22 protein-coding genes are annotated in these 23,993 nt (G+C 70.0%); 8 read left to right on the top strand and 14 right to left on the bottom strand.

What is annotated here, in order from left to right; translation table 11 throughout:
- Positions 1–18: 18 nt before the first annotated feature.
- From proB to PSESU_RS06125, 12 genes are all read right to left on the bottom strand, one after another.
- The gene (gene proB, locus PSESU_RS06180; RefSeq protein WP_013534911.1) at positions 19–1,170 is read right to left on the bottom strand and encodes a glutamate 5-kinase; all 1,152 of its coding nucleotides are present in this window, start codon (positions 1,168–1,170) and stop codon (positions 19–21) included.
- A gap of 3 nt (positions 1,171–1,173) precedes the next feature.
- A complete protein-coding gene (locus PSESU_RS06175; RefSeq protein WP_013534910.1) occupies positions 1,174–1,446 on the bottom strand; it encodes a YciI family protein in 273 nt (90 codons plus the stop codon).
- A 103-nt stretch (positions 1,447–1,549) separates the two neighbouring features.
- A complete protein-coding gene (gene argH / locus PSESU_RS06170) occupies positions 1,550–2,845 on the bottom strand; it encodes an argininosuccinate lyase (RefSeq protein WP_013534909.1) in 1,296 nt (431 codons plus the stop codon).
- Positions 2,838–3,809 carry an N-acetyl-gamma-glutamyl-phosphate reductase gene (argC, locus tag PSESU_RS06165; RefSeq protein WP_013534908.1) on the bottom strand — a complete coding sequence of 324 codons (972 nt, stop codon included), beginning with the start codon at positions 3,807–3,809 and terminating at the stop codon, positions 2,838–2,840. The genes argH and argC overlap by 8 nt, the downstream gene beginning before the upstream one ends.
- Entirely contained in the window at positions 3,806–4,414 is a 609-nt protein-coding gene (locus tag PSESU_RS06160; RefSeq protein ID WP_013534907.1) for a GNAT family N-acetyltransferase, read from the bottom strand. The genes argC and PSESU_RS06160 overlap by 4 nt, the downstream gene beginning before the upstream one ends.
- A 1-nt stretch (position 4,415) precedes the next feature.
- Positions 4,416–5,681: an acetylglutamate kinase gene (locus PSESU_RS06155; protein ID WP_428992112.1), complete on the bottom strand. Its 1,266-nt coding sequence runs from the start codon at positions 5,679–5,681 to the stop codon at positions 4,416–4,418.
- Between the two features lie 121 nt (positions 5,682–5,802).
- Positions 5,803–6,903 carry an acetylornithine deacetylase gene (locus tag PSESU_RS06150; protein WP_013534905.1) on the bottom strand — a complete coding sequence of 367 codons (1,101 nt, stop codon included), beginning with the start codon at positions 6,901–6,903 and terminating at the stop codon, positions 5,803–5,805.
- A gap of 12 nt (positions 6,904–6,915) precedes the next feature.
- A complete protein-coding gene (locus tag PSESU_RS06145) occupies positions 6,916–7,353 on the bottom strand; it encodes a GNAT family N-acetyltransferase (protein WP_013534904.1) in 438 nt (145 codons plus the stop codon).
- Positions 7,354–7,361: 8 nt separating this feature from the next.
- Positions 7,362–7,784, bottom strand: a complete 423-nt coding sequence (locus tag PSESU_RS06140; protein ID WP_041764568.1) for a GNAT family N-acetyltransferase — start codon at positions 7,782–7,784, stop codon at positions 7,362–7,364.
- A gap of 43 nt (positions 7,785–7,827) precedes the next feature.
- Positions 7,828–9,072, bottom strand: coding sequence for an argininosuccinate synthase (locus tag PSESU_RS06135; RefSeq protein WP_013534902.1), 1,245 nt, complete (start codon positions 9,070–9,072; stop codon positions 7,828–7,830).
- A gap of 100 nt (positions 9,073–9,172) precedes the next feature.
- The gene (locus PSESU_RS06130; RefSeq protein WP_013534901.1) at positions 9,173–10,186 is read right to left on the bottom strand and encodes an N-acetylornithine carbamoyltransferase; all 1,014 of its coding nucleotides are present in this window, start codon (positions 10,184–10,186) and stop codon (positions 9,173–9,175) included.
- Positions 10,187–10,493: 307 nt separating this feature from the next.
- The gene (locus PSESU_RS06125; protein WP_013534900.1) at positions 10,494–11,060 is read right to left on the bottom strand and encodes a hypothetical protein; all 567 of its coding nucleotides are present in this window, start codon (positions 11,058–11,060) and stop codon (positions 10,494–10,496) included.
- A gap of 174 nt (positions 11,061–11,234) precedes the next feature.
- On the opposite strand from PSESU_RS06125, the gene cysS reads away from it, so the two are divergent.
- From cysS to PSESU_RS06110, 3 genes are all read left to right on the top strand, one after another.
- Positions 11,235–12,611 carry a cysteine--tRNA ligase gene (cysS, locus tag PSESU_RS06120; RefSeq protein ID WP_013534899.1) on the top strand — a complete coding sequence of 459 codons (1,377 nt, stop codon included), beginning with the start codon at positions 11,235–11,237 and terminating at the stop codon, positions 12,609–12,611.
- A 99-nt stretch (positions 12,612–12,710) separates the two neighbouring features.
- Positions 12,711–13,148 (top strand): SufE family protein, encoded by a 438-nt coding sequence (locus tag PSESU_RS06115; protein ID WP_013534898.1) that lies wholly within the window; start codon positions 12,711–12,713, stop codon positions 13,146–13,148.
- Position 13,149: 1 nt separating this feature from the next.
- Complete coding sequence (locus tag PSESU_RS06110; RefSeq protein WP_013534897.1) at positions 13,150–14,388, top strand: MFS transporter; 1,239 nt, start codon at positions 13,150–13,152, stop codon at positions 14,386–14,388.
- A 575-nt stretch (positions 14,389–14,963) separates the two neighbouring features.
- On the opposite strand, the gene dksA is transcribed toward PSESU_RS06110, so the two are convergent.
- Positions 14,964–16,094 carry an RNA polymerase-binding protein DksA gene (gene dksA / locus PSESU_RS15865; RefSeq protein ID WP_013534896.1) on the bottom strand — a complete coding sequence of 377 codons (1,131 nt, stop codon included), beginning with the start codon at positions 16,092–16,094 and terminating at the stop codon, positions 14,964–14,966.
- Between the two features lie 106 nt (positions 16,095–16,200).
- On the opposite strand from dksA, the gene yidD reads away from it, so the two are divergent.
- The 5 genes from yidD to PSESU_RS06075 all read left to right on the top strand — a co-directional run bounded on the left by yidD (position 16,201) and on the right by PSESU_RS06075 (position 22,883).
- Entirely contained in the window at positions 16,201–16,443 is a 243-nt protein-coding gene (yidD, locus tag PSESU_RS06095; protein WP_013534895.1) for a membrane protein insertion efficiency factor YidD, read from the top strand.
- Complete coding sequence (locus PSESU_RS06090; RefSeq protein ID WP_013534894.1) at positions 16,443–17,795, top strand: dihydroorotase; 1,353 nt, start codon at positions 16,443–16,445, stop codon at positions 17,793–17,795. The genes yidD and PSESU_RS06090 overlap by 1 nt, the downstream gene beginning before the upstream one ends.
- Positions 17,795–18,628 carry a M23 family metallopeptidase gene (locus tag PSESU_RS06085; protein WP_013534893.1) on the top strand — a complete coding sequence of 278 codons (834 nt, stop codon included), beginning with the start codon at positions 17,795–17,797 and terminating at the stop codon, positions 18,626–18,628. The genes PSESU_RS06090 and PSESU_RS06085 overlap by 1 nt, the downstream gene beginning before the upstream one ends.
- A 348-nt stretch (positions 18,629–18,976) precedes the next feature.
- Positions 18,977–19,414, top strand: coding sequence for a hypothetical protein (locus tag PSESU_RS06080; protein ID WP_233275256.1), 438 nt, complete (start codon positions 18,977–18,979; stop codon positions 19,412–19,414).
- A 115-nt stretch (positions 19,415–19,529) separates the two neighbouring features.
- On the top strand, positions 19,530–22,883 hold the full coding sequence (locus tag PSESU_RS06075; RefSeq protein ID WP_013534891.1) for an autotransporter domain-containing protein: 3,354 nt from the start codon (positions 19,530–19,532) through the stop codon (positions 22,881–22,883).
- A gap of 97 nt (positions 22,884–22,980) precedes the next feature.
- On the opposite strand, the gene folE2 is transcribed toward PSESU_RS06075, so the two are convergent.
- Positions 22,981–23,925 carry a GTP cyclohydrolase FolE2 gene (gene folE2, locus PSESU_RS06070; protein WP_013534890.1) on the bottom strand — a complete coding sequence of 315 codons (945 nt, stop codon included), beginning with the start codon at positions 23,923–23,925 and terminating at the stop codon, positions 22,981–22,983.
- Positions 23,926–23,993: the final 68 nt, after the last annotated feature.

Genomic DNA, 23,993 nt, shown 5'->3' with positions numbered 1-23,993 from the left:
CTGGGCGGCCGCGCATGCTCACGACCCCAGCAGCACCAGGTCGTCGCGGTGGATGACGTTGCCGCCGTAGTTGTAGCCCAGGATGGATTCGATGTCGCGCGAGTGGCGGCCGGCGATCCGGCCGACGTCCACCGCCGAGTACTGGCTGATGCCGCGGGCGATCGCACTGTCACCAGCCTGGCCGCGCACCACCACTTCGACCATGTCGCCGCGGCGGAACTCGCCCTCGGCCGCGAGCACGCCGCCCGGCAGCAGCGAGGCGCCCTTGCCGGCCAGCGCACCGGCGGCGCCGGCATCGACCACGATGCGCGCGCCACGCTCCAGCGGCGCGTGCCGCAACCAGTACTTGCGCGCGGCGATGCGGCTGCGCGCGGCGCGGATGCGGGTGCCGTGCAGGCGGTCATGGACCAGCTCGCGCACCACTTCCGGGCGACGCCCGTTGAACAGCACGGTGTCGATGCCGGCCGCGCCGGCCTTGGCCGCGGCCTCGAGCTTGGTGCGCATGCCGCCGGTACCGACCGCGCTGCCGCTGCCGCCGGCCATGGCCAGCACCTCGGGGCCGAGCTCCAGCACCTCGGGCAGCAGCTTCGCGCCGGGGTTCGTGCGCGGGTTGGCGTCGTACAGGCCGTCGATGTCGGTGGCGATGAACAGCACGTCCGCGTCGATCAGGGCGGCGACGATCGCGGCCAGGTTGTCGTTGTCGCCGAGCTTGAGCTCGTCCACCGAGACGGTGTCGTTCTCGTTGACCACCGGCAGCGTGCCCAGTGCCAGCAGCTCCTTGAGCGTGGCGCGGGCGTTGAGGTAGCGGCGGCGGTTGCGCAGGTCGTCGTGGGTCAGCAGCACCTGCGCCACCGGACGCTCGAAGAAGCGCTGCCACAGCTCGATCAGGCGCGCCTGGCCAAGCGCGGCCAGCGCCTGGCGCTGGGCCATGGCGGCGCCGGCCTCGGCCGCGCGCGGCAGGATGGCGCGGCCGGCGGCGACCGCGCCGGAGGACACGATCACCACCTCGCGGCCGGCCAGTACCGAGGAGGACACGAACTGGGCCAGGCCCAGGGCGAAGCGCGGCGACAGTCCACCGCCGCCGTCGGCGGCCAGCAGGCTGCTGCCGACCTTGAGCACCGCGCGGCGCCAGGACGGGATGGCCTGCAGGGACAGGGAATCGTTGCCCATGGGTCAGCGCCCGCCCCGGTCGGCGAGCTTCCACTCGCGCACGGTGAGGTCGGAATTGCCGGTCAGCACCAGCGGATCGGCATCGGCGATGGCCTGGGCCTCGGCCAGGCTGTCCACGCCCTGCAGCACGTATGCGCCGCCGCTGCCGTCGGCGAAGCCGCCGGAGCTGGCCAGCAGGCCGCGCGCGTGCAGGTCGTCCAGGTATGCCAGGTGCGGTGCGACCACGTCCGGGTCGAAGCCCGGCCGGCGCATGGCGATGACGAGGTAGTGCTTCATGGTGCTTCCATCCTGTCGGCGATCCCCGGGGCACTGCCACGGGCAGCTGGCTGCCCGCTTGTCACTGTGCTGGCCGGTGCATTGCACCGGCCAGCGGGTTGGATCAGGCCAGCGCGGACCAGCGCGCTTCCAGCTCGGCCAGGCGCAGGTCCGCGGCCGCGCCGGGCGAGGTGCGCGCGGCCAGGCTGCCTTCCGGCGTGCGCCCCTGCCCCGCCGTGTCGGCGCTGGCGGCGGCGGCCTTGTAGGCCTCGCGGAACGGCACGCCGGCGATGGCCGCCTCGACCGCCACGTCGGTGGCGTACATGCCCGAGTCGATCGCCGCGCGCAGCTTCTCCTCGCGCCATTCCAGGTTGGCCAGCAGCGCCGGCAGCAGCTCCAGCGCGGCCAGGCCACGGCCGAAGCCATGCACGATCGCGCCCTTGGAGGACTGCAGGTCGCGCTGGTAACCCGATGGCAGCGACAGCAGCTGCTCGATCTCGGTGCGCGCGGCGGCCACGCTGGCGTGGGTGGCACGCATCAGCTCGATCACGTCCGGGTTGCGCTTGTTCGGCATGATCGAACTGCCGGTGGTGTACTGAGCCGGCAGCGAGACGAAGCCGAACTCGGCGGTGGTGTACAGCGACAAGTCCCAGGCCAGGCGGCGCAGGTCCAGGGTTGCGCTGCCGAGCGCTTCCAGCGCCGCTAGCTCGAACTTGCCGCGCGACAGCTGGGCGTAGACCGGGCTGACCTGCATGCGCGCGAAACCGAGCGCGGAGGTGGTGTGCTCGCGGTCCAGCTTGAGGTTGACGCCGTAGCCGGCGGCCGTGCCCAGCGGGTTGCAGTCGACCAGCTCGAGGGTGTCGGTGGCGCGGATGGCGTCGTCGATGAAGGCCTCGGCCCAGCCGGCCCACCACATGCCCGCCGAGGACACCACGGCGCGCTGGATGTGGGTATAGCCCGGGATCGGCAGGTCCTTCTCTGCGGCGGCGCGGTCCAGCGCCACCCGCGCGACCTCGCGCGACAGCTGCGCCACGCGCGCCAGCTTCTCCTTCAGCCACAGGCGGGTCGCCACCAGGATCTGGTCGTTGCGGCTGCGGCCGGTGTGGATCTTGCGGCCGGCATCGCCCAGGCGCTCGGTCAGGCGCGCCTCGATCGCCGAGTGGCAGTCCTCGTAGCTTTCGTCCAGGACGAAGGCACCGTTGCGGAAATCGTCGGCGAGGATCGCCAGCTCGCGCTTGAGGCCTTCCAGCTCGTCGGCCGAAAGGATGCCGATGCGCTGCAGCCCTTCCGCGTGCGCGGTGCTGGCGGCGATGTCGTGCAGGAAGAATTCGCGGTCCAGGATCACGTCGTCGCCGGCGAGGAAGCGCTGGATCTGCGCGTCCACCGCCACGCCGGGCTTCTGCCACAGCAAATCAGCCATGGGCACTCTCCTTGAAGGCCGGGATCGAGGCCAGTTCCGGCAGTCCCAGCGCGATGTTGATGTTCTGCATGGCCTGGGTGGCCGCGCCCTTGAGCAGGTTGTCGAGGGTCGCCACCACCACCACGCGCTTGCCGCCCGGGGCCACGGTGAAGCCGCCGATCTCCACGCCGTGGCGGCCAGCGATGCGGCTCACCCACGGCGCCTGCGCCAGCACGTCCACCAGCGGCTCGCCGGCGTAGCGCTGCTCGTAGCGCGCCTGCACCCAGTCGGCCTTCAGCGGTTCGCGCAGCCACATGTTCACGGTCATGGTGATGCCGCGGAAATGCGGGGCCACGTGCGGCATGAACTCCACCGGCACGCGCAGCTGCGAGGACACCTCGCGTTCGTGGATGTGGTCGGCCAGCGCGTACGGCATCAGGTTGTCGCGCAGCAGCTCGGTGTTGTTCTTGTCCGAGGGCGTGGTGCCGGCGCCGGAATAGCCGGAGACGCCGAAGCACTGCGGCGGCCCGGCCAGGTACTCGATCAGCGGCCAGATCGCCAGCTGCATCGCGGTGGCATAGCAGCCGGGGTTGCTGATCCGCTTCTGGCCCTGGTAGCTGCCGCGGGTGATCTCCGGCAGGCCGTAGTACCAGGACGGGTCGAAGCGGTGGTCGGCGGACAGGTCCACCACCAGGGTGTCCGGGGCCTGGGCGTCGATGCCGGCGACGATCTCGTCGGACTTGCCGTTGGGCAGCGCCAGCACGACCACGTCGGCGCGCTTGGCCGCGACCTGGTCGTGGGCGAGGTTCTCGAAGCGCAGCTCGCCCTGGTAGGCGTCGTTGTGGTCGGCCACGCGCTGGCCGGCGAGTTCGCGCGAGGACACGAACGCAAGCTCCAGCTGCGGGTGGGCCGCCACCAGGCGGATCAGTTCGGCGCCGGTGTGCCCGCGGGCGCCGACGATGCCGATGGAGTACTTCCTGCTCATGCGTGTGAATCCAGTCGGGAGCGGAGGTGGCTGCGCACCCCCGGCCATTCGGTGTCGAGGATGGAGAACACGACGGTATCGCGCAGCGTCCCGTCGGCGTGCCGCCTGTGGTTGCGCAGGACACCGTCCTGCTTCGCGCCAAGCCGGGCGATGGCCTGGCGCGAGCGCTGGTTGAACCAGCTGGTCTCGAAGTAGACCGAGGCGCAGCCCATCGCCTCGAAGGCGTGCTGCAGCAGCATCAGCTTGCACTCGGTATTGACCCCGGTACGCTGCACCCGCGGCGCGTACCAGGTATAGCCGATGGCCAGCCGCGGCACCTCGGGATCGAGCCCGTACATGCGGGTGGTGCCGACCACCTCGCCGGCGGCATCGCGCACGGCGAAGGCCAGCACCCTGCCCCCGGCCTGCGCTTCCAGCGCGGCATCGATGAACGCATCGACCCGGTCGGGTGCCGGCACGTTGGTGTACCAGAGCCGGTGCAGGCCGCCCTCCTCCGAGACCACGCGCAAGGCATCGGCGTGGGCCGGCGAGAGCGGCTCAAGCACGGCGTGGCCTCCCGCCAGAACGGGCGCCTCGCGCCAGGCCTGCAGGGACGCGGCGTCCATTTCAGCCGACCAGGGTGGGCTGGCGGGTGGCGCAGTGGGCCACGCAGCGCTCGATATGGTCGAAGCCGGTGATGCCGTACCAGAACACTTTCCACTTCTCTTGCTTGATGCAGCCGTCGGACTCGGCGTAGTAGAAGATGTTGACCTGGTTGTTGTGGCGCGAGCGCCAGAACAGCTGCGGCGTCTCCTCGCGCATCAGGTTCCAGACCGCGCGGCCGAGGCCTTCGCCCTGGGCGTCGTCCAGCACCGCGAACTTGTCCAGGTACACGCCTTCGGGGGTGCGCACCAGGATCACCGCGGCACGGTAGTTCTCGCTCACGTAGGCGCGCAGCAGGTCGGTGCGCTCGAAGTAGTCCGGCACCAGCTCGCGACCGAAGCTGGACTCGATCAGCGTCTTCATGCCGGCCAGGTCCAGGTCCTTCCACGACTCCACCCGCAGCACGCGCTCGCCGCGCCGCACCAGGGTGCCCGAACCCTTGTGGGTGAACAGCTCCTTGGCCAGGTCCGCCGGGCGGGTGATCGACACCGACGACTCCAGCGGCAGGCTGTCCAGCAGGTCCTTGATCTGCTCGATCTTGACCTTCATGCCGCCATGGATCCACGGCTGCCGGATCAGGTGCTCGTACTCGGTAGACAGGTTGATCGAATCGATGATCCGGCCGTTCTCGTCGAGCAGGCCGCCGGTGCCGGTAAGGAAGATGATCTTGTAAGGCTGCAATTCGCGCACCAGCTCGTTGGCGGCGAAGTCGGCGTTGATGTTGAGGATCTGGCCGCAGGGAGTCTCACCCAGGCTGGTGATCACCGGGATCGAGCCGGCGTTGAGGCTGGCCTCGATCGGCGCAAGGTTGACCTTCTTCACCTCGCCGACCAGGCCGTAGGTGTCGCGATCCATGTAATCGGCCTCGAACACGCCGCCGGTGATCGAGGTGGCGCGCACGCCGTTACGCTGGAGCGCCTCGACCAGCTTGAGGTTTGAGGCCTGGAACACGCGGCGCACGATCGCCAACGCTTCGGGCGAGGTCACGCGCAGGCCGTTGACGGTCTGCTTCTCGATGCCCGCCGCCGACAGTTCGGCATCCAGCTGCGGGCCGGCGCCGTGCAGCACGATCGGGGTCAGCCCGACCTCCTGCAGGAAGGCCAGCGAGGAGGTCAGGTCCTCCAGCTCGTCGCGCAGTACCGCGCCACCGACCTTCACCACCGCGAAGCGCTTGGCGTCGACCTGGGAGAAGCGCTTGAGGTACTGGCTGATCTCCTTGGCGCTGGCCATGCTGGACAGCAGGCGGACGATGGTCTGGCGGGTCTGGATCTGGGTCGGGGTGGCGGGAACGTTCACGGTCGGGTTTCGGAAAGGGGAAGAACCGGCAGCGCCGGGACGGGATTGGCCGGTGTCAGCGCGGGTCGTTGATGATGTGGTGGACCGATTCGGCATAGCCGCGCAGCTGGTCCAGGGTCACGAACTCGTCGGCGGTATGGGCCTGGGCGATGTCGCCCGGGCCGTACACCAGAGCGGTGTAGCCGCCGGCCGAGAACAGCGAGGCCTCGGTCCAGAAGTCCACCGCGTTGCCGATCGGCAGGCCCAGCGCATCGGCGACGTCGCGCGCGGCCAGGCGGCGTTCCTCGGCGCGCGCGATGTCTCCCGACGGCAGGCTCGGCCCGCGGAAGGTCTCCTCGAAGTGCGCGGCGGCCGGCTCTGCGAAACCGGCGAAGGTCGCAAGCAGCTGTTCCACGTCCATCGAGGGCAGCGGGCGGAAGCCGAAGCGCAGCTCCGCCTCCGGCGCGATCATGTTGGCCTTGATCCCGCCTTCGATGCGGCCGATGTTGAAGCGCAGGCCGGTCAGCCCGCCAAAACGCGCATGCGCCAGCGACTGCACGTGGTCAAGCGCGCGATCGCCCCAGCGCACGGCCTGGTGCAGCGCGCTGGCGGCCGCGTCCTGCTGCCCGGAGGCATGCCCGGCACGGCCCTTGAAGCGCATCAGCACCGAGGAAATTCCCCGGTGCGCGAGCACCGCCTCGCCCATGGTGGGTTCGGCGACCAGGATGGCCTCGTAGGGCACGCCGCGCTCGAGGAAGGCGGCGATGCAGCGCGGATCGTTGGCCTCCTCGTCGGAGGAGAACAGGAAGGCGGCATCGCCATCGCCTGCATTGGCCGCGGCCACCAGCGCCGCGGCCGCGCCCTTGATGTCGCACACGCCCAGGCCGACAACGCGGTCGTCCAGGCGGCGCATCACGTGCGGATCCGCGCTCCAGTGCGGCGAATCCGGCACCGTGTCCAGGTGCACGTTGAACAGGTACTTCGGCGTGCCGCGCACCGCGTACAGGCTGACCGCGCCGGCGCCATGGTCCACCACCTGCACGTCGAATCCCGGCAGGTTCGCGCGCAGGTAATCGAAGATGCCGCCTTCGGCGGCGATCGCGCGCGGCGGGTTGCGGGTGTCGAAGGACACCAGCTTGCCAAGGTGCGCGAGGGTGGATTCCAGCAGGTCGGTCATGGGCTCTGTCTGTCAGGCGGTAACGGCGGCGGACTGGTAGATGCCAGGCCGCAGGATTTCCATCAGGGTCTGCGGCCGCGCCGGCTCCGTAAAGCCGAACTGCGCGTACAGGCCGTGCGCGTCCGAGGTGGCCAGCATGAAACGGCGCAGGCCCTGCAGTTGCGGGTGGGCCAGCACCGCGGCCACCAGCTGCCTGCCGTAGCCGCGGCCGCGATGTGCCGGCAGTACGAACACGTCGGCCAGGTAGCCGAAGGTGGCGCCGTCTGTGATGACGCGGGCGAAGGCCACCTGGCCCTCGCCTTCGAGGTAGCCGCCGAAGCACAGCGAGCCGGCGATCGCCCGCTCCACCGTCTCCCACGGGATGCCCTGGCTCCAGTACGCCTCACGGGACAGGAAACCGTGGACCAGGTCGACATCGAGTTCGTTGCGGTCGTCGCTGATACGCAGCATGGCCACCGTCACAGTCCCTTGTTGAAAACAATGAAACCGTCCGCGCGCACCCACCCCTCGCTGGCGTACAGCGCCTGGGCGACGGCGTTGTCGACGGTGGTCTGCAACTCGAGCCTCACCGCGCCCCGCGCCCGCGCATCCTCGGCCGCCTTGCGCAGCAGCGCCCGGCCCACGCCCCACCCGCGCGCTTCCGGCGCGACGAACAGGTCGTTGAGCAGCTCGATCGGTGCGGTGCCCACCGAGGTGAACAGCGGATAGAGCTGGGTGAAGCCAAGCGCCATGCCCTGCCCGTCCACCGCAAGCAGCAGGTGCGAGTCGCCGCGCTCCAGGCGCTGGCGCAGGAACGCGCTGGCGCGCGCCAGGTCCGACGGCTCCCCGTAGAACACGCGGTAGCCGTCGAACAGCGCCGCCAGCGCCGGCAGGTCATCCATGCCGGCGCTGCGTACCAGGACCCGGGCGGACGCCTCGCTCACCTCAGCGGTTGACCTCGGCCCACAGGGTGCTGCTCATGCCGAACAGCTTGATGAAGCCCTCGGCCTCCTCCACGCCCCAGTCGGCCGACTGGGCGTAGGTCGCGCCCTTGGCGCTGAGGATGTGCGGCGAACGGATCGCCACCGCGTCCACGCGGCCACCGCGGGTCTCGAGGACCACCTCGCCGTTGACCTGCTCCTGCGACGAAGCCAGGAAGGCTTCCAGGTCGGCCTTGAGCGGGTCGTGGTAGAAGCCTTCGTACACCAGCTCCACCCACTTGCGCGCCACTTCCGGCTTGAAACGGTTCTGCTGCTTGGTCAGCACCGCCTCTTCCAGCGCGCGGTGCGCGGCCAGCAGCGCGGTCAGGCCGGGGGCCTCGAACACGATGCGGCCCTTCAGGCCGATCACGGTGTCGCCGGTGTACATGCCGCGGCCGACGCCGTACTGGGCGAACATGGTGTTGAGGCGGGCCAGGATCTTCGCGCCTTCCAGCGGCTTGCCGTCCAGCTCCACCGCCTCGCCCTTGACGAACTTCAAGGTCACCTGCAGCGGCTCGACCGGCCAGGCCGAACGCGGCGCGCACAGGCCGCGGGCGCCTTCGCCGGGCACTTCCCACTTGTCGATCTCGCCGCCGGACATGGTCACGCCCAGCAGGTTCTCGTTGATGGTGTAGCTCTTCTGCTTGGCACGCACCTCGAAACCGCGCTCCTCGAGGTACTTCTGCTCGTAGGCGCGGGTCTGGGTGTGTTCCTTCTGGATCTCGCGGATCGGGGCGACGATGCGATAGTCACCCTGCGCCTTGACCGCCAGGTCGAAGCGGACCTGGTCGTTGCCCATGCCGGTGCAGCCGTGGGCGATGGCATTGGTGCCCAGCTCGGCGGCGCGCTTGAGCGCGGCATCGACGATCAGGTAGCGATCGGAGACCAGTAGCGGGTACTGGCCCTGGTAACCCTCGCCGGCCTGCACGAACGGCTTGACGAAGCCGTTCCAGATCGCGGCGCCGCCGTCGATGGTGACGTGGCTGGCCACGCCCAGCTCCGCGGCGCGCTGCTCGATGTAGGCGCGCTCCTCGGCGTCCACGCCGCCGGTGTCGGCGAACACGGTGTGCACGTTCCAGCCCTGCTCCTTCAGATAGGGCACGCAGAAGCTGGTGTCCAGGCCGCCGGAGAAGGCCAGGACGATGTCGCGACTGGCTGCCGCGGGATTCGGGCTTTGGGATTCGGGATTGGTGGAAGCAGCTTGTGACATGGGGGCGTCTCTCTCGGAAATCAGTAGTAGGCAATGGAGGGGGGATCCGGTCCTGCTCTTTCGAATCACGAATCACGAATCACGAATCCCCAATCCCGAATCACCGGCCGCGCACCAGCGCGGCCATCACCGCCTTCTGCACGTGCAGGCGGTTCTCGGCTTCCTCGATGGCGATGCAGTTGGGCGAGTCCATCACCGCGTCGGTGGCCTTGACGTTGCGGCGCAGCGGCAGGCAGTGGCTGAAGACGCCGTTGTTGGTCAGCGCCATCTTCTGCTCGTCGACGATGAAGTGCTTGAACTGGTCGCGGATCGGCTTCTCCGGCTCCCAGTTGCCGAAGTACGGCAGCGCGCCCCAGCTCTTGGCGTAGACCACGTCGGCGCCCCGATAGGCGTCCTCGATGTCGTGGCTGACCTGGAACGAGCCGCCGCTCTCGGCGACGTTCTGGCTGGCCCAGCCGATGTAGCGCTCGTCGAGGATGTACTCCGGCGTCGGGCACAGCAGGGTCACGTCCATGCCCAGGCGGGTGGCGATGGTGAGGGCCGAGTTGGCGACCGCGGTGTTCAGCGGCTTCGGGTGGTAGGTCCAGGTCAGCACGTACTTCTTGCCGCGCAGGTCGGTGGTACCGAAGTGCTCCTGCAGGGCCAGCGCGTGGGCCAGCTCCTGGCACGGGTGGGTGATCGTCTCCATGTTGATCACCGGCACCGTGGAGTACTTCGCGAAGGCCTTGAGCACGCGGTCCTCGCGGTCGTAGCTCCAGTCCTTGAACTTGGGGAAGGCGCGCACGCCGATCAGGTCGACGTAGCGGGCCAGCACGCGCGCCACCTCGGCGATGTGCTCCTCGGTGTCGCCGTCCATCACCGTGCCCAGGTCGAACTCGATCGGCCACGCGTCCTTGCCCGGCTGCAGCACGATGGCATGGCCGCCCAGCTGGAAGGCGCCCAGCTCGAAGCTGGTGCGGGTGCGCATGGACGGGTTGAAGAACACCAGCGCGATCGACCGCCCCTTGAGCTCGCTACCCAGCTTGTTGCGCTTGAACGCGGCGGCTTCGGCGAGCAGCGCATCCAGGTCCGGGCGGCTCCAGTCCTGGGTATTGAGGAAGTGCTTGAGCGACATCGATCGATCCCTTGCGGTGGTGGCCGGCGAGCCGGCATGGGGTAATGCGTTATCCGGGTGCAGTCCCTTGCTCATGAAACCGATCCCGGACCAGAAACGAAAAAACCCAGCCTGGGGCTGGGTTCTCGAACGGACGGCACGACGCTCCGGTCACCCAGCGGAAAGGTGGGATTCCGGTCGGCGCGCACGCGAGGTCATGCCGGAGGCCATCCGGGCAGTACTCGCAGCGTGCGGCTGAAGGTCGGTATTCATTGGCCGGTGATGGTCGCACGCACCCGCCGAGGGTGCAAGTACGCCCAAGGTCGGATCAGGGAGTGCGCGTGCCCTCGCCCACCCAGGGGGTGACCGAGACCCGGATCCGCAGCCGGTTGCCGGGATCTTCGCCCAGGCGCGAGCGGTACTTGGTGCCCTTGTAGACGTAGTCCACGTCATAGGCGATCGGCCGCTGGAACTGGCGCTCGACCTGGACCAGCCGGCAGTTGGAGCCGCCACGCGGGGTCGCCGAGGCCGGCGCCGGCTCGGGCGGTGCCTTGGCTTCCGGCTCGTCGCGGAACATGCCCTTGACCGAGTCGAGCATGCGGCTGAGCACCCCGCCGGACGGCTGCCCGGCCTTGCCGCCCCCGGAAACCTGGGAGCGGACCTCGACCACGGGGACGTCGTCGCAGCGCTCCTCGGTGCGGGTCGCGCGCAGGGTCTGGTAGATCGGCTCGACCCGCAGCACCTGGGCGTAGTCGAAGCGCACGTTCTCGGCCGGAACCACGCGGACAGGGGCCTCGGCCTGGCTGGAAGTGCGGCTTTCCGGTTCCTGGGCCCCCGCCGGCAGCCAGATCGAGCAGGCCAGGCACAGCGCGGGAAGTTGCAGCGACAGTCGCATCGGAACCGTTCTGGGGGGATGTAACGGAACGGACAGTGTAGGGACCCCGGCTTGAAGCCGGCTGAACCGCAGCGCCATGGCGATCCGGCGCCGCCGCGGCGCGGCCGCGCCACGGACCCCGTGCCGGCCCGCAGGCTAGAATGCGCGGCTCCGTCCCCGCGGTATCCCGTGCCGATGTCCCTGCGCCTGTACAACAGCCTGACGCGCCAGGTCGAAGCCTTCGCGCCCCTCGACCCCGCCTGCCCCACCATGTACGTGTGTGGGCCCACGGTCTATAACTACGTGCACATCGGCAACGCCCGCGGACCGGTGGTGTTCGGCGTGCTGGCCGCGCTGCTGCGCCGGCGCCATGGCGCGCTGAAGTACGCGCGCAACATCACCGATGTGGACGACAAGATCAACGCCGCGGCCGCCGAACAGGGCGTGCCGATCTCGGTGATCACCGACCGCTTCGCCGCCGCCTACCGCGAGGACATGGCCGCGCTGGGCGTGGCCGGCGACTTCGCCCCGGACATCGAGCCCACCGCCACTGGCCATATCGCGCAGATGATCGCCATGTGCGAACGCCTGGTCGCCGAGGGCCACGCCTACGCCGCCGAGGGCCACGTGCTGTTCTCGGTGGCCAGCTTCGCGGACTACGGCCGCCTCTCGCGCCGCGATACCGAGGAGATGCTGGCCGGCGCGCGGGTCGAGGTGGCCCCGTACAAGCGCGATCCGGGCGACTTCGTGCTGTGGAAGCCCTCCAGCGACGACCTGCCCGGCTGGGATTCGCCCTGGGGCCGCGGCCGCCCGGGCTGGCACATCGAATGCTCGGCGATGGCCGAAGCCCACCTGGGCCAGACCATCGACATCCATGCCGGCGGCATCGACCTGCAGTTCCCGCACCACGAGAACGAGATCGCGCAGAGCCAGTGCGCCCACGGCGGCGCGCCGTTTGCCCGCTACTGGCTGCACAACGGCATGCTCAACTTCGGCGGCGCCAAGATGAGCAAGTCGCTGGGCAACATCGAGAAGGTCCACGACCTGGTCCGCGCGCATCCGCCCGAGGCACTGCGCTACGCGCTGATCTCGGCCCACTACCGGCAGCCGCTGGAATGGTCGGACGCCCTGGTCGAGCAGTCGGTGCGCACCCTGGACCGGCTGTACGGCACCCTGCGCGACCTGGCCGACATCGAGGCCAGCCCGGTGATCCCGGCCGAGATCGAGGCGGCACTGGACGACGACCTCAACACCCCGCTTGCGCTGGCCGAGCTGGCCCGCATCGCCGGCGAGGCGCGCAAGGCCACCGATGCCAGCGAGCGCGCGCGACTGAAGTCCGGCCTGCTCGGTGCCGGCCTGGCCCTGGGCCTGCTGCAGCAGGCGCCGGAAGCCTGGTTCAACCGCGGCATCTCCAACGACGACGACGCCCGCATCCAGGCCCTGGTCGACGAGCGCGGCGCGGCCAAGAAGGCCCGCGACTTCGCCCGTGCCGACGCCCTCCGCGACCAGCTGGCCGCCGAGGGCATCCTGCTCGAGGACACGCCGCAGGGCGTGCGCTGGAAGCGCGCCTGACGCGCTTCCGGATCTGCGGCCATCGATGACCGGGCCGGACGGCCGGAGCCAGCAACGCCGCGCCAGGGACGGCGACAAGGAACACCCCAAGAGACCCCCATGACCACTTCCCCCTTCCCGCTCGAACCCACCGCCGCCGAGGCCCAGCAGGCCATCCGCGACGAGTTCGCGTTCTTCGCCGACTGGGCCGAGCGCTACCAGTACCTGATCGACCTGGGTCGCAAGCTGCCGCCGTTCCCGGAGGAGTGGAAGACCGAGGAGCACCGCCTGCACGGCTGCCAGTCGATGGTCTGGATCGTGCCGCAGGGCAACCGCGAGCGCCTGGAGTTCCATGCGATCAGCGACTCGGCCATCGTCTCCGGCCTGATCTACCTGGCCCTGCGCGTGTACTCCGGGCGCACGGCCGGCGAGATCCTTGCCACCGAGCCGGACTACATCGCCGACATCGGCCTGGCCAGGCACCTGTCGCCGACCCGCAGCAACGGCCTGGCCTCGCTGCTGGCCTTCATCCGCGACACCGCGCGCGCCCAGGCCTGAGGTGGACGCGGCGCCGGACGCCCTGCCCCGCTCGCCGCTGCAGCATGGCGGCTTCCGGATCCTGCTCGGCTACCGCCTCGCCGCGATCCTGTCCTACCAGATCGTCGCGGTCACCGTCGGCTGGCATGTCTACGAACTGACCCGCGACACCTTCGCCCTGGGCCTGGTCGGCCTGGCCGAAGTGCTGCCGTACATCGGCATGGCACTGTTTGCCGGCTACCTGGTCGACCACCTCCCCAAGCGCCGGCTCGGCGCGCTGGCCACCGCCGGCCTGTGCAGCACCGCGGTGCTGCTGGCCCTGATCGCCGCCGGCTGGATCGCACCGGGCTCGACCTGGCCGATCTACGCCGCGATCGTGCTGACCGGCCTGGTCCGCGCCTTCCTTACCCCGGTCTACACCGCACTGTTCGCGCGGGTGCTGCCGCGCGATCTGTTCGCCCGCGGTGCCAGCATCGGCAGCGTGGCGTTCCAGATGGGACTGGTGTGCGGGCCGGCGATGGGGGGCCTGCTGGTGGGACTGGCTGGCAAGACCGTCGCCTATGGCGTGGCCGCGGCGCTGGCCCTGGCTTCCGGCGCGGTGCTGCTGGCGCTGCGGGTGGAGGAACCGCCGGCGGCCGGCCCGCGCGCGCCGGTGTTCGCCAGCATCGGCGAGGGCCTGCGCTTCGTGTTCGGCAACCAGGTCATGCTCGGCGCCCAGGCGCTGGACCTGTTCGCGGTGCTGTTCGGCGGGGCGATCTCGCTGGCGCCGGCCTTCATCCACGAGATCCTGCACTACGGCCCGGAGGGTCTGGGCATCCTGCGCGCCGCCCCTGCCCTGGGCGCGGTGGTGGTCGGCCTGGTGCTGGCCCGCCACACCCCGGGCCGCAACGCCGGGCGCCTGCTGCTGTGGGCGGTGGCCGGCTTCGGCCTGTGCATCATCGGCTTCGGCCTGTCGCGCAGCTTCTGGCTGTCGGCGTTCTTCCTGCTGCTGTCGGGCGTCTGCGACGGCGTATCGGTGGTGCTGCGCTCGACCATCATGCAGCTGGTCACCCCGGACGGCATGCGCGGCCGGGTGGCCTCGATCAATGGCATCTTCATCGGCTCGTCCAACGAGCTGGGCGCGTTCTACGCCGGCTCGATGGCGCGGTTGCTGGGCCTGGTCCCGGCGGTGGTGCTGGGCGGCTGCGTCACCCTGGGCGTGGTCGCGACCACTGCGGTGAAGGCACCGAAGCTGCGGCGGCTGGACCTGGGGAAGCTCTGACCCACCCGCGCCCCGCCTAGACTGGGGAATACTGACGGCGTTGTCGGGCCGCCGCCGGGTAACGGGCGGTGGCGGAGCGGCCGCTGCGAGGTTCCACGGACCCGGACGGAGCCGCGCCGCACCGGGGCATGGGGCATCGCGCGACTCCGCGTCCTGCTCCAACGCGCGACCGCAGGCCACCCATGGCCTGCTTGCCCCACGCCCCCGGTACTGCGCGTGTTCGGGCGTTTGCAGGTCGTGGCTTCGTTTGACCTTTGCGCTCGTGGCGCAGGCATCCACCTTGGCGGATCGGCGGGGAAATCCCCGGGTGCGCTTCGCTTACCCGGGCTACGTGCGCTTGCCGACTCCCACCATGGAGTCGAGGGTCAGTTTGGGCGCCATTGGCGGGGATGGCGTCGGACGCCCGCATCCCGTGGACGGGATCGGGTTGCGGAGTGGCTGGGATCGAGGGGTCGGGGTGCAGGCGACGCTCAAGTACCTGCCCTCTCCCGAGGGAAGAGGGGCAACGCTGCTGGGGTTTGAAAAAACAAAGCCCGCCGTGAGGCGGGCCTTGTCGTCTGCGCTGGCGGCGGGGCTTACTCGCCCTGCTGCTTCTGCAGGTGCTCCCAGCGTTCCTGGGCGTCGATGGTGCGCTCGGCGGTCAGGCGCGCCTCCAGGCGCTCCAGGCCGATCTCCTCGCCGGTGTCGACGCAGTAACCGTAGTCACCGGCCTCCAGGCGCTTGAGCGTGCTGTCGATCTTGCCGATCAGCTTGCGGTAGCGGTCGCGGGTACGCAGTTCCAGCGAGTTCTCGGTCTCGCGGGTGGCACGCTCGGCTTCGTCGCCGATGTCGCGCACTTCGTCCTTGAGGTTCTCGATGGTCTGCTTGGACTCTTCGACCAGGTCCGCGCGCCACTGCATCAGCCGCTGCCGGAAGTACTCCAGCTGCAGCGGGTTCATGTACTCCTCGTCGGACGAGGGCTTGTAGCCTTCCGGCAAAATCGGGCGTCCGGTGGCTTCGTCGATCTTGTATTCCACGACCTTCCTGCGGGTGGGGGCCGGGCTCACATTGTCGTTCTTTTTCGACACCACGGCGACGGCGACCTTGCCGGAGGTTCCCGGCGGGGTCTGGACCGGCTTGGCCGGGGCATTGGAGCTGGGGGATTTCGTTGCGGGCACTGGCTTTTCTTGCGGAGTTGCGGCGGCCGTCTTCGGCTTGGGCGCTGCCTTGGCAGCGGAGGGCTTGGCGGTCGCGGTAACGGGCGCTGTCGTCTTCGGGGACTTGGCGGCGGGGGTCTTGCTGGCCGGCTTGGCGGTCGCGGCGGGGGCCGTGACTTTCTTCGCTGCCGGTTTGGTGGCCTTGGCCGGGGTCACCGGCTTGCTGGCGCTCTTGCTGGCCGGGGCCTTGGCGGGCTTCGCGGCCGGGGTCTTCTTCGCCGGAGCCGGCCTGGCGACTGCCGCCTTCCTGGCCGGAGCCTTCTTTGCCGGCGCCGGAGCCTTCTTCGCAGGTGTCGCGGCCTTCTTGGCGACGACCGCCTTGGCGGGCTTCTTTGCCGCGGGCTTGGCTGCCCTGGTCGCCTTTACCGCCTTCACCGCCTTGGCGGGTTTGGCCGGCTTGGCGGCAGCCGCCTTCTTGGCAACGGGCTTGGCGGTCTTCCCTGCCTTGGCAGCGGGGGAAGGCTTCTTGGCCGGCTTGGCGGCCTTCTTCACGGGTTTCTTGGCAGCCACGTACGAAGGTTCCTCCGATTTTTCCCCGACGAAACGGGAAAGCGCGCCTTTATAGCCCACCCCACCACGGGCGGCAACCTCACGGGGCGGCAGTTATCATGCGGTGATGATCACCCGCCTGCTCATCCTGGCGTTGCGCTTCTACAAGGCCTTCATCAGTCCGCTGCTGGGGCCGCGCTGCCGGTTCGTGCCCAGCTGCTCTGAATACGCGATGCAGGCGATCGAACGCCATGGCCCCTGGCGCGGCGGCTGGCTGGCTGCGCGCCGCATCGGCCGCTGCCATCCCCTCCATCCCGGCGGCTACGACCCGGTCCCCGAGCGTCCGCACTCCTGCCAAGGACACCACTGATGCCATCCACCCTGATCACCAACGCCCGCCTGGTCAATGAAGGCCGCCAGACCGAGGGCGACCTGCGCATCGAGGACGGCCGCATCGCGGCGATCGGCAGCGGGTTGCAGGCCCGCGCCGGCGAGGAGGTCGTGGACGCGCGCGGCCGCTGGCTGCTGCCCGGCATGATCGACGACCAGGTCCACTTCCGCGAGCCGGGCCTGACCCACAAGGGCGACATCGCCAGCGAGTCGGCCGCCGCCGTGGCCGGTGGCCTGACCAGCTTCATGGACATGCCCAACACCAACCCGCCCACGCTGGACGCCGCGGCGCTGGAGGCCAAGTACGCGGCGGCCGCCGGCCGGGCCTGGGGCAACCATGGCTTCTACCTGGGCGCCAGCAACGACAACCTCGAGGCGGTGCGCTCGCTGGATCCGAAGACCGCGCCGGGCATCAAGGTGTTCATGGGCGCCTCCACCGGCAACATGCTGGTGGACAACCCGGAGACCCTGGACGGGATCTTCCGCGAGGCGCCGACCCCGATCATCACCCACTGCGAGGACACCCCGACCATCGACCGCACGCTCGCCGAGTTCAAGGCGAAGTACGGCGCCGATGGGCTGACGCCGGGGATGCACCCCGACATCCGTTCGCGCGAGGCCTGCATCAAGTCCACCCAGCTGGCGCTGGAGCTCGCGCGTCGCCACGGCACCCGCCTGCACGTGCTGCACATCTCCACCGCCGACGAGCTGGCGCTGTTCGAGCGCGGCCCGCTGGTGGGCGCGGACGGCAAGGTGCGCAAGAAGATCACCGCCGAGACCTGCATCCACTTCCTGCGCTTCGACCGCGCCGACTACGAGCGGCTGGGCAACTTCATCAAGTGCAACCCGGCGATCAAGGATGCTTCCGACCGCCAGGCCATCACCCAGGCCCTGGTCGACGACGTGATCGACGTGCTGGCCACCGACCACGCCCCGCACACCCTCGAGGAGAAGCAGAAGCCCTACCTGCAGGCGCCTTCCGGCCTGCCGCTGGTGCAGTACGCGCTGTTGGCGGCGATCGAGCTGGTGCACGAGGGCAAGCTGGACATCACCCGCGTGGCGCAGAAGGCCAGCCATGCCCCGGCGCAGCTGTTCGACGTGGCCGAACGCGGCTTCCTGCGCGAGGGCTACTGGGCCGACCTGGTGCTGGTCGACGACCAGCCGCTGACCGTGCGCCGCGAGGACGTGCTCTCCAAGTGCGGCTGGTCGCCGTTCGAGGGCACCACCTTCCGCTCGCGCATCGCCTCGACCTGGGTCAACGGCCAGCTTGTGTGGAACGGCCGCGAACTGGTCGGCGCGCCTGCCGGTCGCCGCCTGCAGTTCGCCCGCTGATGCGGCGCGCGCTTGCCGCGGCGCGCCTGGCGCTGCTGGGACTGGTGCTGGCGTTTGTTCCGCTCGCATCCGCCCAGGAGGACACCCGGGTGGTGTTCCCCGCCAGCGTCCAGCAGGGCGCCATGGTGATCGGCAAGGTCCCGCCGGGCAGCCGGGTCGAACACGCCGGCCGCGTCCTGCGCACCACCGGCTACGGCACGGTGGTGTTCGGTGTCGGCCGCGACCAGGCCGGACCGGTCGAGGTCAGCGTGGTCCGCCCGGATGGCACGCGCAGCATCGAGCGCATCGCGGTGACTCCGCGCGACTGGCCGGTGCAGCGCGTCGATGGCGTGCCGCCGAAGACCGTGGATCCGCCGCCGGCGATCGCCGAACGCATCGCCCGCGAACAGGCCCAGGTCACCGCGGCGCGGGCCCGCGACGACGACCGCGCCGATTTCGCCCAGCGCTTCATCTGGCCGGTGCAGGGTCGCATCAGCGGCCGCTTCGGCAACCAGCGCGTGTACAACGGCAAGCCCGGTTCGCCGCATTCGGGCATGGACATCGCCGCGCCCACCGGCACCCCGGTCAAGGCGCCGGCTGCCGGCGTGGTCACCTTCGCCGGTCCGGACCTCTACCTCACCGGCGGCACCCTGCTGCTGGACCACGGCTTCGGCATCAGCTCCAACTTCCTGCACCTGTCGCGGATCGACGTGAAGGTGGGCGACCGGGTGGAACAGGGCCAGGTCGTTGGCGCGGTGGGCGCGACCGGACGCGCGACCGGTCCGCATCTGCATTGGGGGATGAACTGGTTCGATGTGCGCATCGATCCCCTGCTGGTGCTGGAGCGCCCCTGAAAAAGGTGGTTCACCAACGCTGCGCGCAGCGGCGGGTTCATCTAGACCGCGATCCCTGGGATCTTGGTGTACATCGGGGCGCGGTTCGATGTGCGCATCGACCCCTTGCTGGTGCTTGAGCGCCCCTAGGCTGGCTGTTCACCAGCGCTGCGTGCGGCGGGGTTCATCTCCACCGCGATCCCCGGGTACGCCGGGCGCAGTTCAATGTGCACGTTGCCCGTCGCTGGTACTTGAGTGCTCCTGGGCTGATTGTTCACCAACGTAGCGCGCGGCGTGTTCGTCATACCGCACACGCGGCGGAGATGTGATTTGATGCCTCGTTCCCCCCGCTTCTGGTACAGAAGCGGGATGAGCCAGCATCCCTGCCCTGCCCTCCGGTCCCTGCCCGCCATCCGCATGGCCGGTCCGCTACTGCTGGCCGCCACCTGCGCCTGCGCGGCTCCGCCAGCGCAGCGCGCTGCATTCACCGCTCCCGACACCAGCGGACCCATCGCCAGCAAACCTCCCATCGAACAGCCGCCCGGCAAGGACCTCCCCCGCCCCGGCCAGCCAGGCTACGAGGTCCCTGGCAGCCGCATCGTGGTGCCGACGCGGATGCAGCCTGGCAGCCAGGCCACCGCGAAGGTCCCTGTCGGGTCGATCGTCGAGGCATTCGGCACGCGCACGGAAGCCACCGACGGAAGGGTCCTGCTGCAGGCGCCGACCACGCCCGGCCGTTACGACGTGCGCGTGACAGCGCCGGACAGGCCGCCGATGAAGCTGGTGGTCGAAGTCGCAACGCCTTGAATCTTCGAACCCGCTGCAAGCATTGCTTGCAGGCCATTGTCCTGAACGCAAACTAAAGCTAGTTTCACTGGGCACGGTCTCGATGCCGTGGCGCTTCCCAGCACAAGGACAGCAAATGAACAAGAAGTTCCCGATCCGTGGGCGCAAGTCCCGTGGACACTCCGCTTTGGCGCTTGCCATCGCTGCCGGAATCTCCTCCCTGGCCGCACTGCCGGCCACTGCCGCCACCTTCGACAGCCTGGAGCAGCACGCGGCAAAGGCCGCGGTTGCCAATGCGTTCCGCATGACGCGGCCGCAGGTCGAACGTTCGGCCACTTTCGTGCTGCCGCAGGATGCTTTCAGCCGCACCTGGCAGGCGGTCACGCCCGGCAACCCCGGCGACCCCGAATCCTGGGCCGACGAGGAGTTCCAGGGCGACTGGGGCCTGGCCGCGATCAATGCCCAACACGCATACGCGCGCGGTCTCAGCGGCGCCGGTATCCGGCTGGGCCTGCTGGACACTGGCGTCAGCTTCGCCGACCACACCGAATTCGCCGGCAAGGACCACCGCGGCCTGGAGATGGCCGACCTGCTGGAGGATGGGGCGCGCTGCAGCTCCACGACCGTGCTTGGCGGCCCTGACGCCTGCTTCTATTCCCGCGGCGACCAGAGCGCGATCATCGCCGAGTGGTGGGATCCGGAGCTGCAGGACTATTTCCCCAACCCGGCCAACGACTACCTCTGGGACAACACGTTCCTCTACTTCAATACCCACGGCATGCACGTGGCCGGCACCATCGCCGCCAACCGCGATGGCGAGGGCATGCACGGCGTGGCCTTCGGCGCCGACCTGAGCGCGGCGCGCCTGTTCAACGACTCGCTGACCGTGGTCGACCTGTACTGCATCTTCCTCAACGAGTGCCTGGAACTGGGCACCAGCGCCAGTGCCAGCGCGTTCGAGCACATGTACGACCAGGCGATCGCGCAGGGCGTGCGCGCGATGAACCACAGCTGGGGCTACACCTACTACGCCTACACCCCGGAAGTGGCGGAGGCCTACCACGACATGCTGATGGCCGACCCGCGCATCGGCGCGATCCACCAGGCCATCGCCGACGCCTCGCTGCAGTCGGGCATGATCCAGGTGTTCTCCGCCGGCAACACCAACGTCGTCATCCCGACCCCGGCCCAGAGCCCGCAGCCCACCCTGCCCGCCACCCTGCCGTCGGTCTTCCCGGAGCTGGAGCAGTACTGGGTCAGCGTGGTGAACCTCAACGAGAACCTCACCCTCAGCAACCGCTCGATGAAGTGCGGTATCTCCGCGCAGTGGTGCATCGCGGCGCCCGGCACGAACATCCTCTCCACCGTGCTCGCCGAACGCGTCAACGATGACGGCGACTGGCTCGGCGACTGGGAGTTCGACGAGGCTGGCAACCTGCACCTGGTCACCGGCGACCGCACCGGCGACCCGGCCTATGCACTGAACTCCGGCACCTCGATGGCGGCCCCGCACGTCACCGGCGCGCTGGGCCTGCTGTTCGAGCGCTTCCCCTACCTGACCGGCGCCCAGGTGCGCGACGTCATGCTGACCACCGCCACCGACCTGGGCGAGGAAGGCGTCGACGAGATCTACGGCTGGGGCCTGCTGAACCTGGAGAAGGCGATCGAGGGCTACGGCCTGCTGCGCGTCGACACCAACGTGGTCATGGACGTGGCCGCCGGCGGCAACAAGGTCTGGCAGGGCGGCGCCTGGGACGACTGGACCAACGACATCGGTGGCCCGGGCCGCCTGACCAAGTCCGGCGCCGGCTGGCTGCGCCTGTCCGGCGACAACAGCTTCGCAGGCGCGACCGTCACCTCCGGCATCCTCGAGTTCGACGGCGACAACAGCCTCACCGGCGACGTCCGCGTCGAAGGCGGCACCCTGGTGGTCAACGGCAGCTTCACCGGCAGCCCGCTGGACGTGCTGGGCGGCGTGGCCGTGATCAACGGCAGCTTCGGCGGCGCCCCGACCTTCGTCGGCGCCAACGGCACCATCGGTGGCAGCGGCGTCCTCGGCGACACCCGCGTGGAAGGCACCATCGCCCCGGGCAACTCGATCGGCACCCTGACCATCGACGGCAACTACGTGCAGGAAGCCAACGCACGTTTCATCGCCGAACTGCTGCCGCCGGACCAGGCCGACCTGCTGCGCGTCACCGGCACCGCCACCCTCAACGGCGGCACCCTGGTGGCCAGCAACCTGTCGGGCAACGACTACGTGCTGGGCCAGACCTACCAGGTCCTGTCGGCCGAGGGCGGCATCACCGGCGGCTTCGCCGCCATCGACGGCTCGGCGATCTCGCCGTTCCTGTCGCTGTCGCTGCTGCAGGCCGCCAACACGGTCAGCATCGACGTGGCCCGCGGTGCGTCCCTGGCCAGCGCCGGCACCACCGCCAACCAGCGCGCCGCCGCCGCGGCCGTGGATGGCCTGGCGGACACCAACACCCTGGTCCTGACCGCCACCCAGCTGTCGCTGGCCGAAGCCCCGGCCGCGTTCGACAGCCTGAGCGGCGAAGTCCACGCCAGCGCCCGCCAGGTGCTGCTGGAAGGCAGCCGCCTGGTCCGCGACGCGGCCCTGGATCGTGCCGCCGGCGGCGGCGCGTTCGGCCGCCAGGCCGAGGGTGCGACCGGCGCCTGGATCCAGGTCCAGCACCAGGGCGGTGACTTCGGTGGTGACGGCAACGCCGCCGAGGTCCGCTACAACAGCGACGCGGTCCTGGTCGGTATCGACCACGTGTTCGGCGGCTGGCGCGTCGGTGTCTTCGGCGGCGCCGGCGACAGCGACTTCAACGTGGGCGAGCGTGGTTCCCGCGGCGAGTCCAGCAACCGCCACGCCGGCATCTACGTCGGCCACGCATGGGGTGCGCTGGGCCTGACCGCCGGCTACAGCCAGAGCTGGAACCGCGTGGAGATCGATCGCAAGGCCGGCTACCGCGGCTTCAGCGACGCGCTGTCCAGCCGTTACGACGCCGACACCAGCCAGCTGTTCGCCGACCTGGGCTACCGCTTCGATGCCGGTTCCATCGGCATCGAGCCGTACCTGCAGTACGCCCGCGTCGAAGTCAGCACCGACGGCTTCAGCGAGAGCGGCGGCGCCGCGGCGCTGGCGGGCCGGGGCGGCGACGCCACCGTGGACATGACCACGGTGGGCCTGCGCTTCGGCGCCGACCTGTCGGCGGAGAACCAGGAGCAGAGCTGGCTGAGCCTGCGCGGCAACCTGGGTTACCGCCATGCCGACGACCAAGTCCAGCGTGCGCAGCTCGCCTTCGCCGGCGGCCAGTCGTTCGAGGTGTCCAGCCCGGCCATCCGCGACAACGCCCTGCTCGCCGAGTTCGGCGTGGCCGCGCGCACCTCGGCCAACAGCCTGCTGGAGCTGGGTGTGAGCCACCTGGAGTCGGACGACGCGGTCGACACCGGCGTCAACGCCCGGTTCACCATCAACTTCTGACCGCCGTGGAACGGAAAAGGGCGCGGCCTCGGCCGCGCCCTTTTTCATGCCCGCCATCGCGGCGCGACTGCGCCGGCAGGGACGTACAACCGCTGGATCAGGCGGCCGGGCCGCTGCCGCTCACGCTGGCCACCGCGTCGTGCGGGTGCAGGCTCTCGAAGTGCGACACCGTGGCCTGGTAGTGCTCGATCCGCGGATCGGCCGCCAGCACCGAGGCCACGCGCCGCGCGGCGTCCTCGCAGAACATCAGGTTGGCGGCGTTGAGCTCGGCAAAGGCCTGCTCGTCCTCGCGCTTGACCGCGGTCTGCACCGGGGTACCCAGCGAGGCCTCCAGTGAATCGATCAGCGCCACCAGCGGCAGTTCGTCGAACTGCGGACGCAGCTCAACGCGCACCTTGGCCTCGCTGCGCTGCGCGTGCGGGGTGGCGGCCATGCCGCGCTCGGACGACAGCCACTGCGCGATCTCCTCGACCCGCAGCACCTCGGTATCGCCGAAGTCGGCGCGCAGGCGCGCCGCATTGGACTGGCGCGACAGCGCCGCCGAGCACGGGCAGGTGCTGGAGTATTCCAGGCCGAAGCCCAGCACCAGCTTCAGGTGGCCGTCCTCGAGCAGGGCCTCGATCTCCACCGGATAGCGCTTCCAGCCGGCGTTGTCGCTGCGCAGCGCGCGGCGCAGCAGCAGCGCCTCGTAGCGCAGGCGCAGGCGCGCGCGGGTGGCCAGGCCGGCCTGGGATTCGATGCTGGCCTGCAGGATGTGGCGCAGGCCGGCCGGGGTGACCTCGTGGCGGGCCAGCTCCTCCTGCAGGCGCATGTACAGGCGCGACATGTGGATGCCGCGCTCGCCGGCACGGTGCAGGTTCACCGACAGGTCGGCCTGGGCGGCGACCTGGACCTGGCCGCCGGCCCCGTCGGGCACTCGCACGGGAATGGCGATGCCCTCCATGCCGACCCAGTCCAGCGGACGGGCCAGCGCGGCCGGCTGGTGGGCGACGTCCGGCAACAGCGCGGCGGCGCGGGAAAGATCGGGTGCGGGAAGGGACATGGGGAAGACTGGGAAGTTCGGGGAGGCGTCCGGCCGGGCGGCTGGGGCGGCCGCCGCGCTGCAGGCAG

The organism is Pseudoxanthomonas suwonensis 11-1 (assembly GCF_000185965.1).
GTDB classification, from domain to species: domain Bacteria; phylum Pseudomonadota; class Gammaproteobacteria; order Xanthomonadales; family Xanthomonadaceae; genus Pseudoxanthomonas; species Pseudoxanthomonas suwonensis_A.
This window is presented reverse-complemented; position numbering and strand designations above follow the sequence as displayed.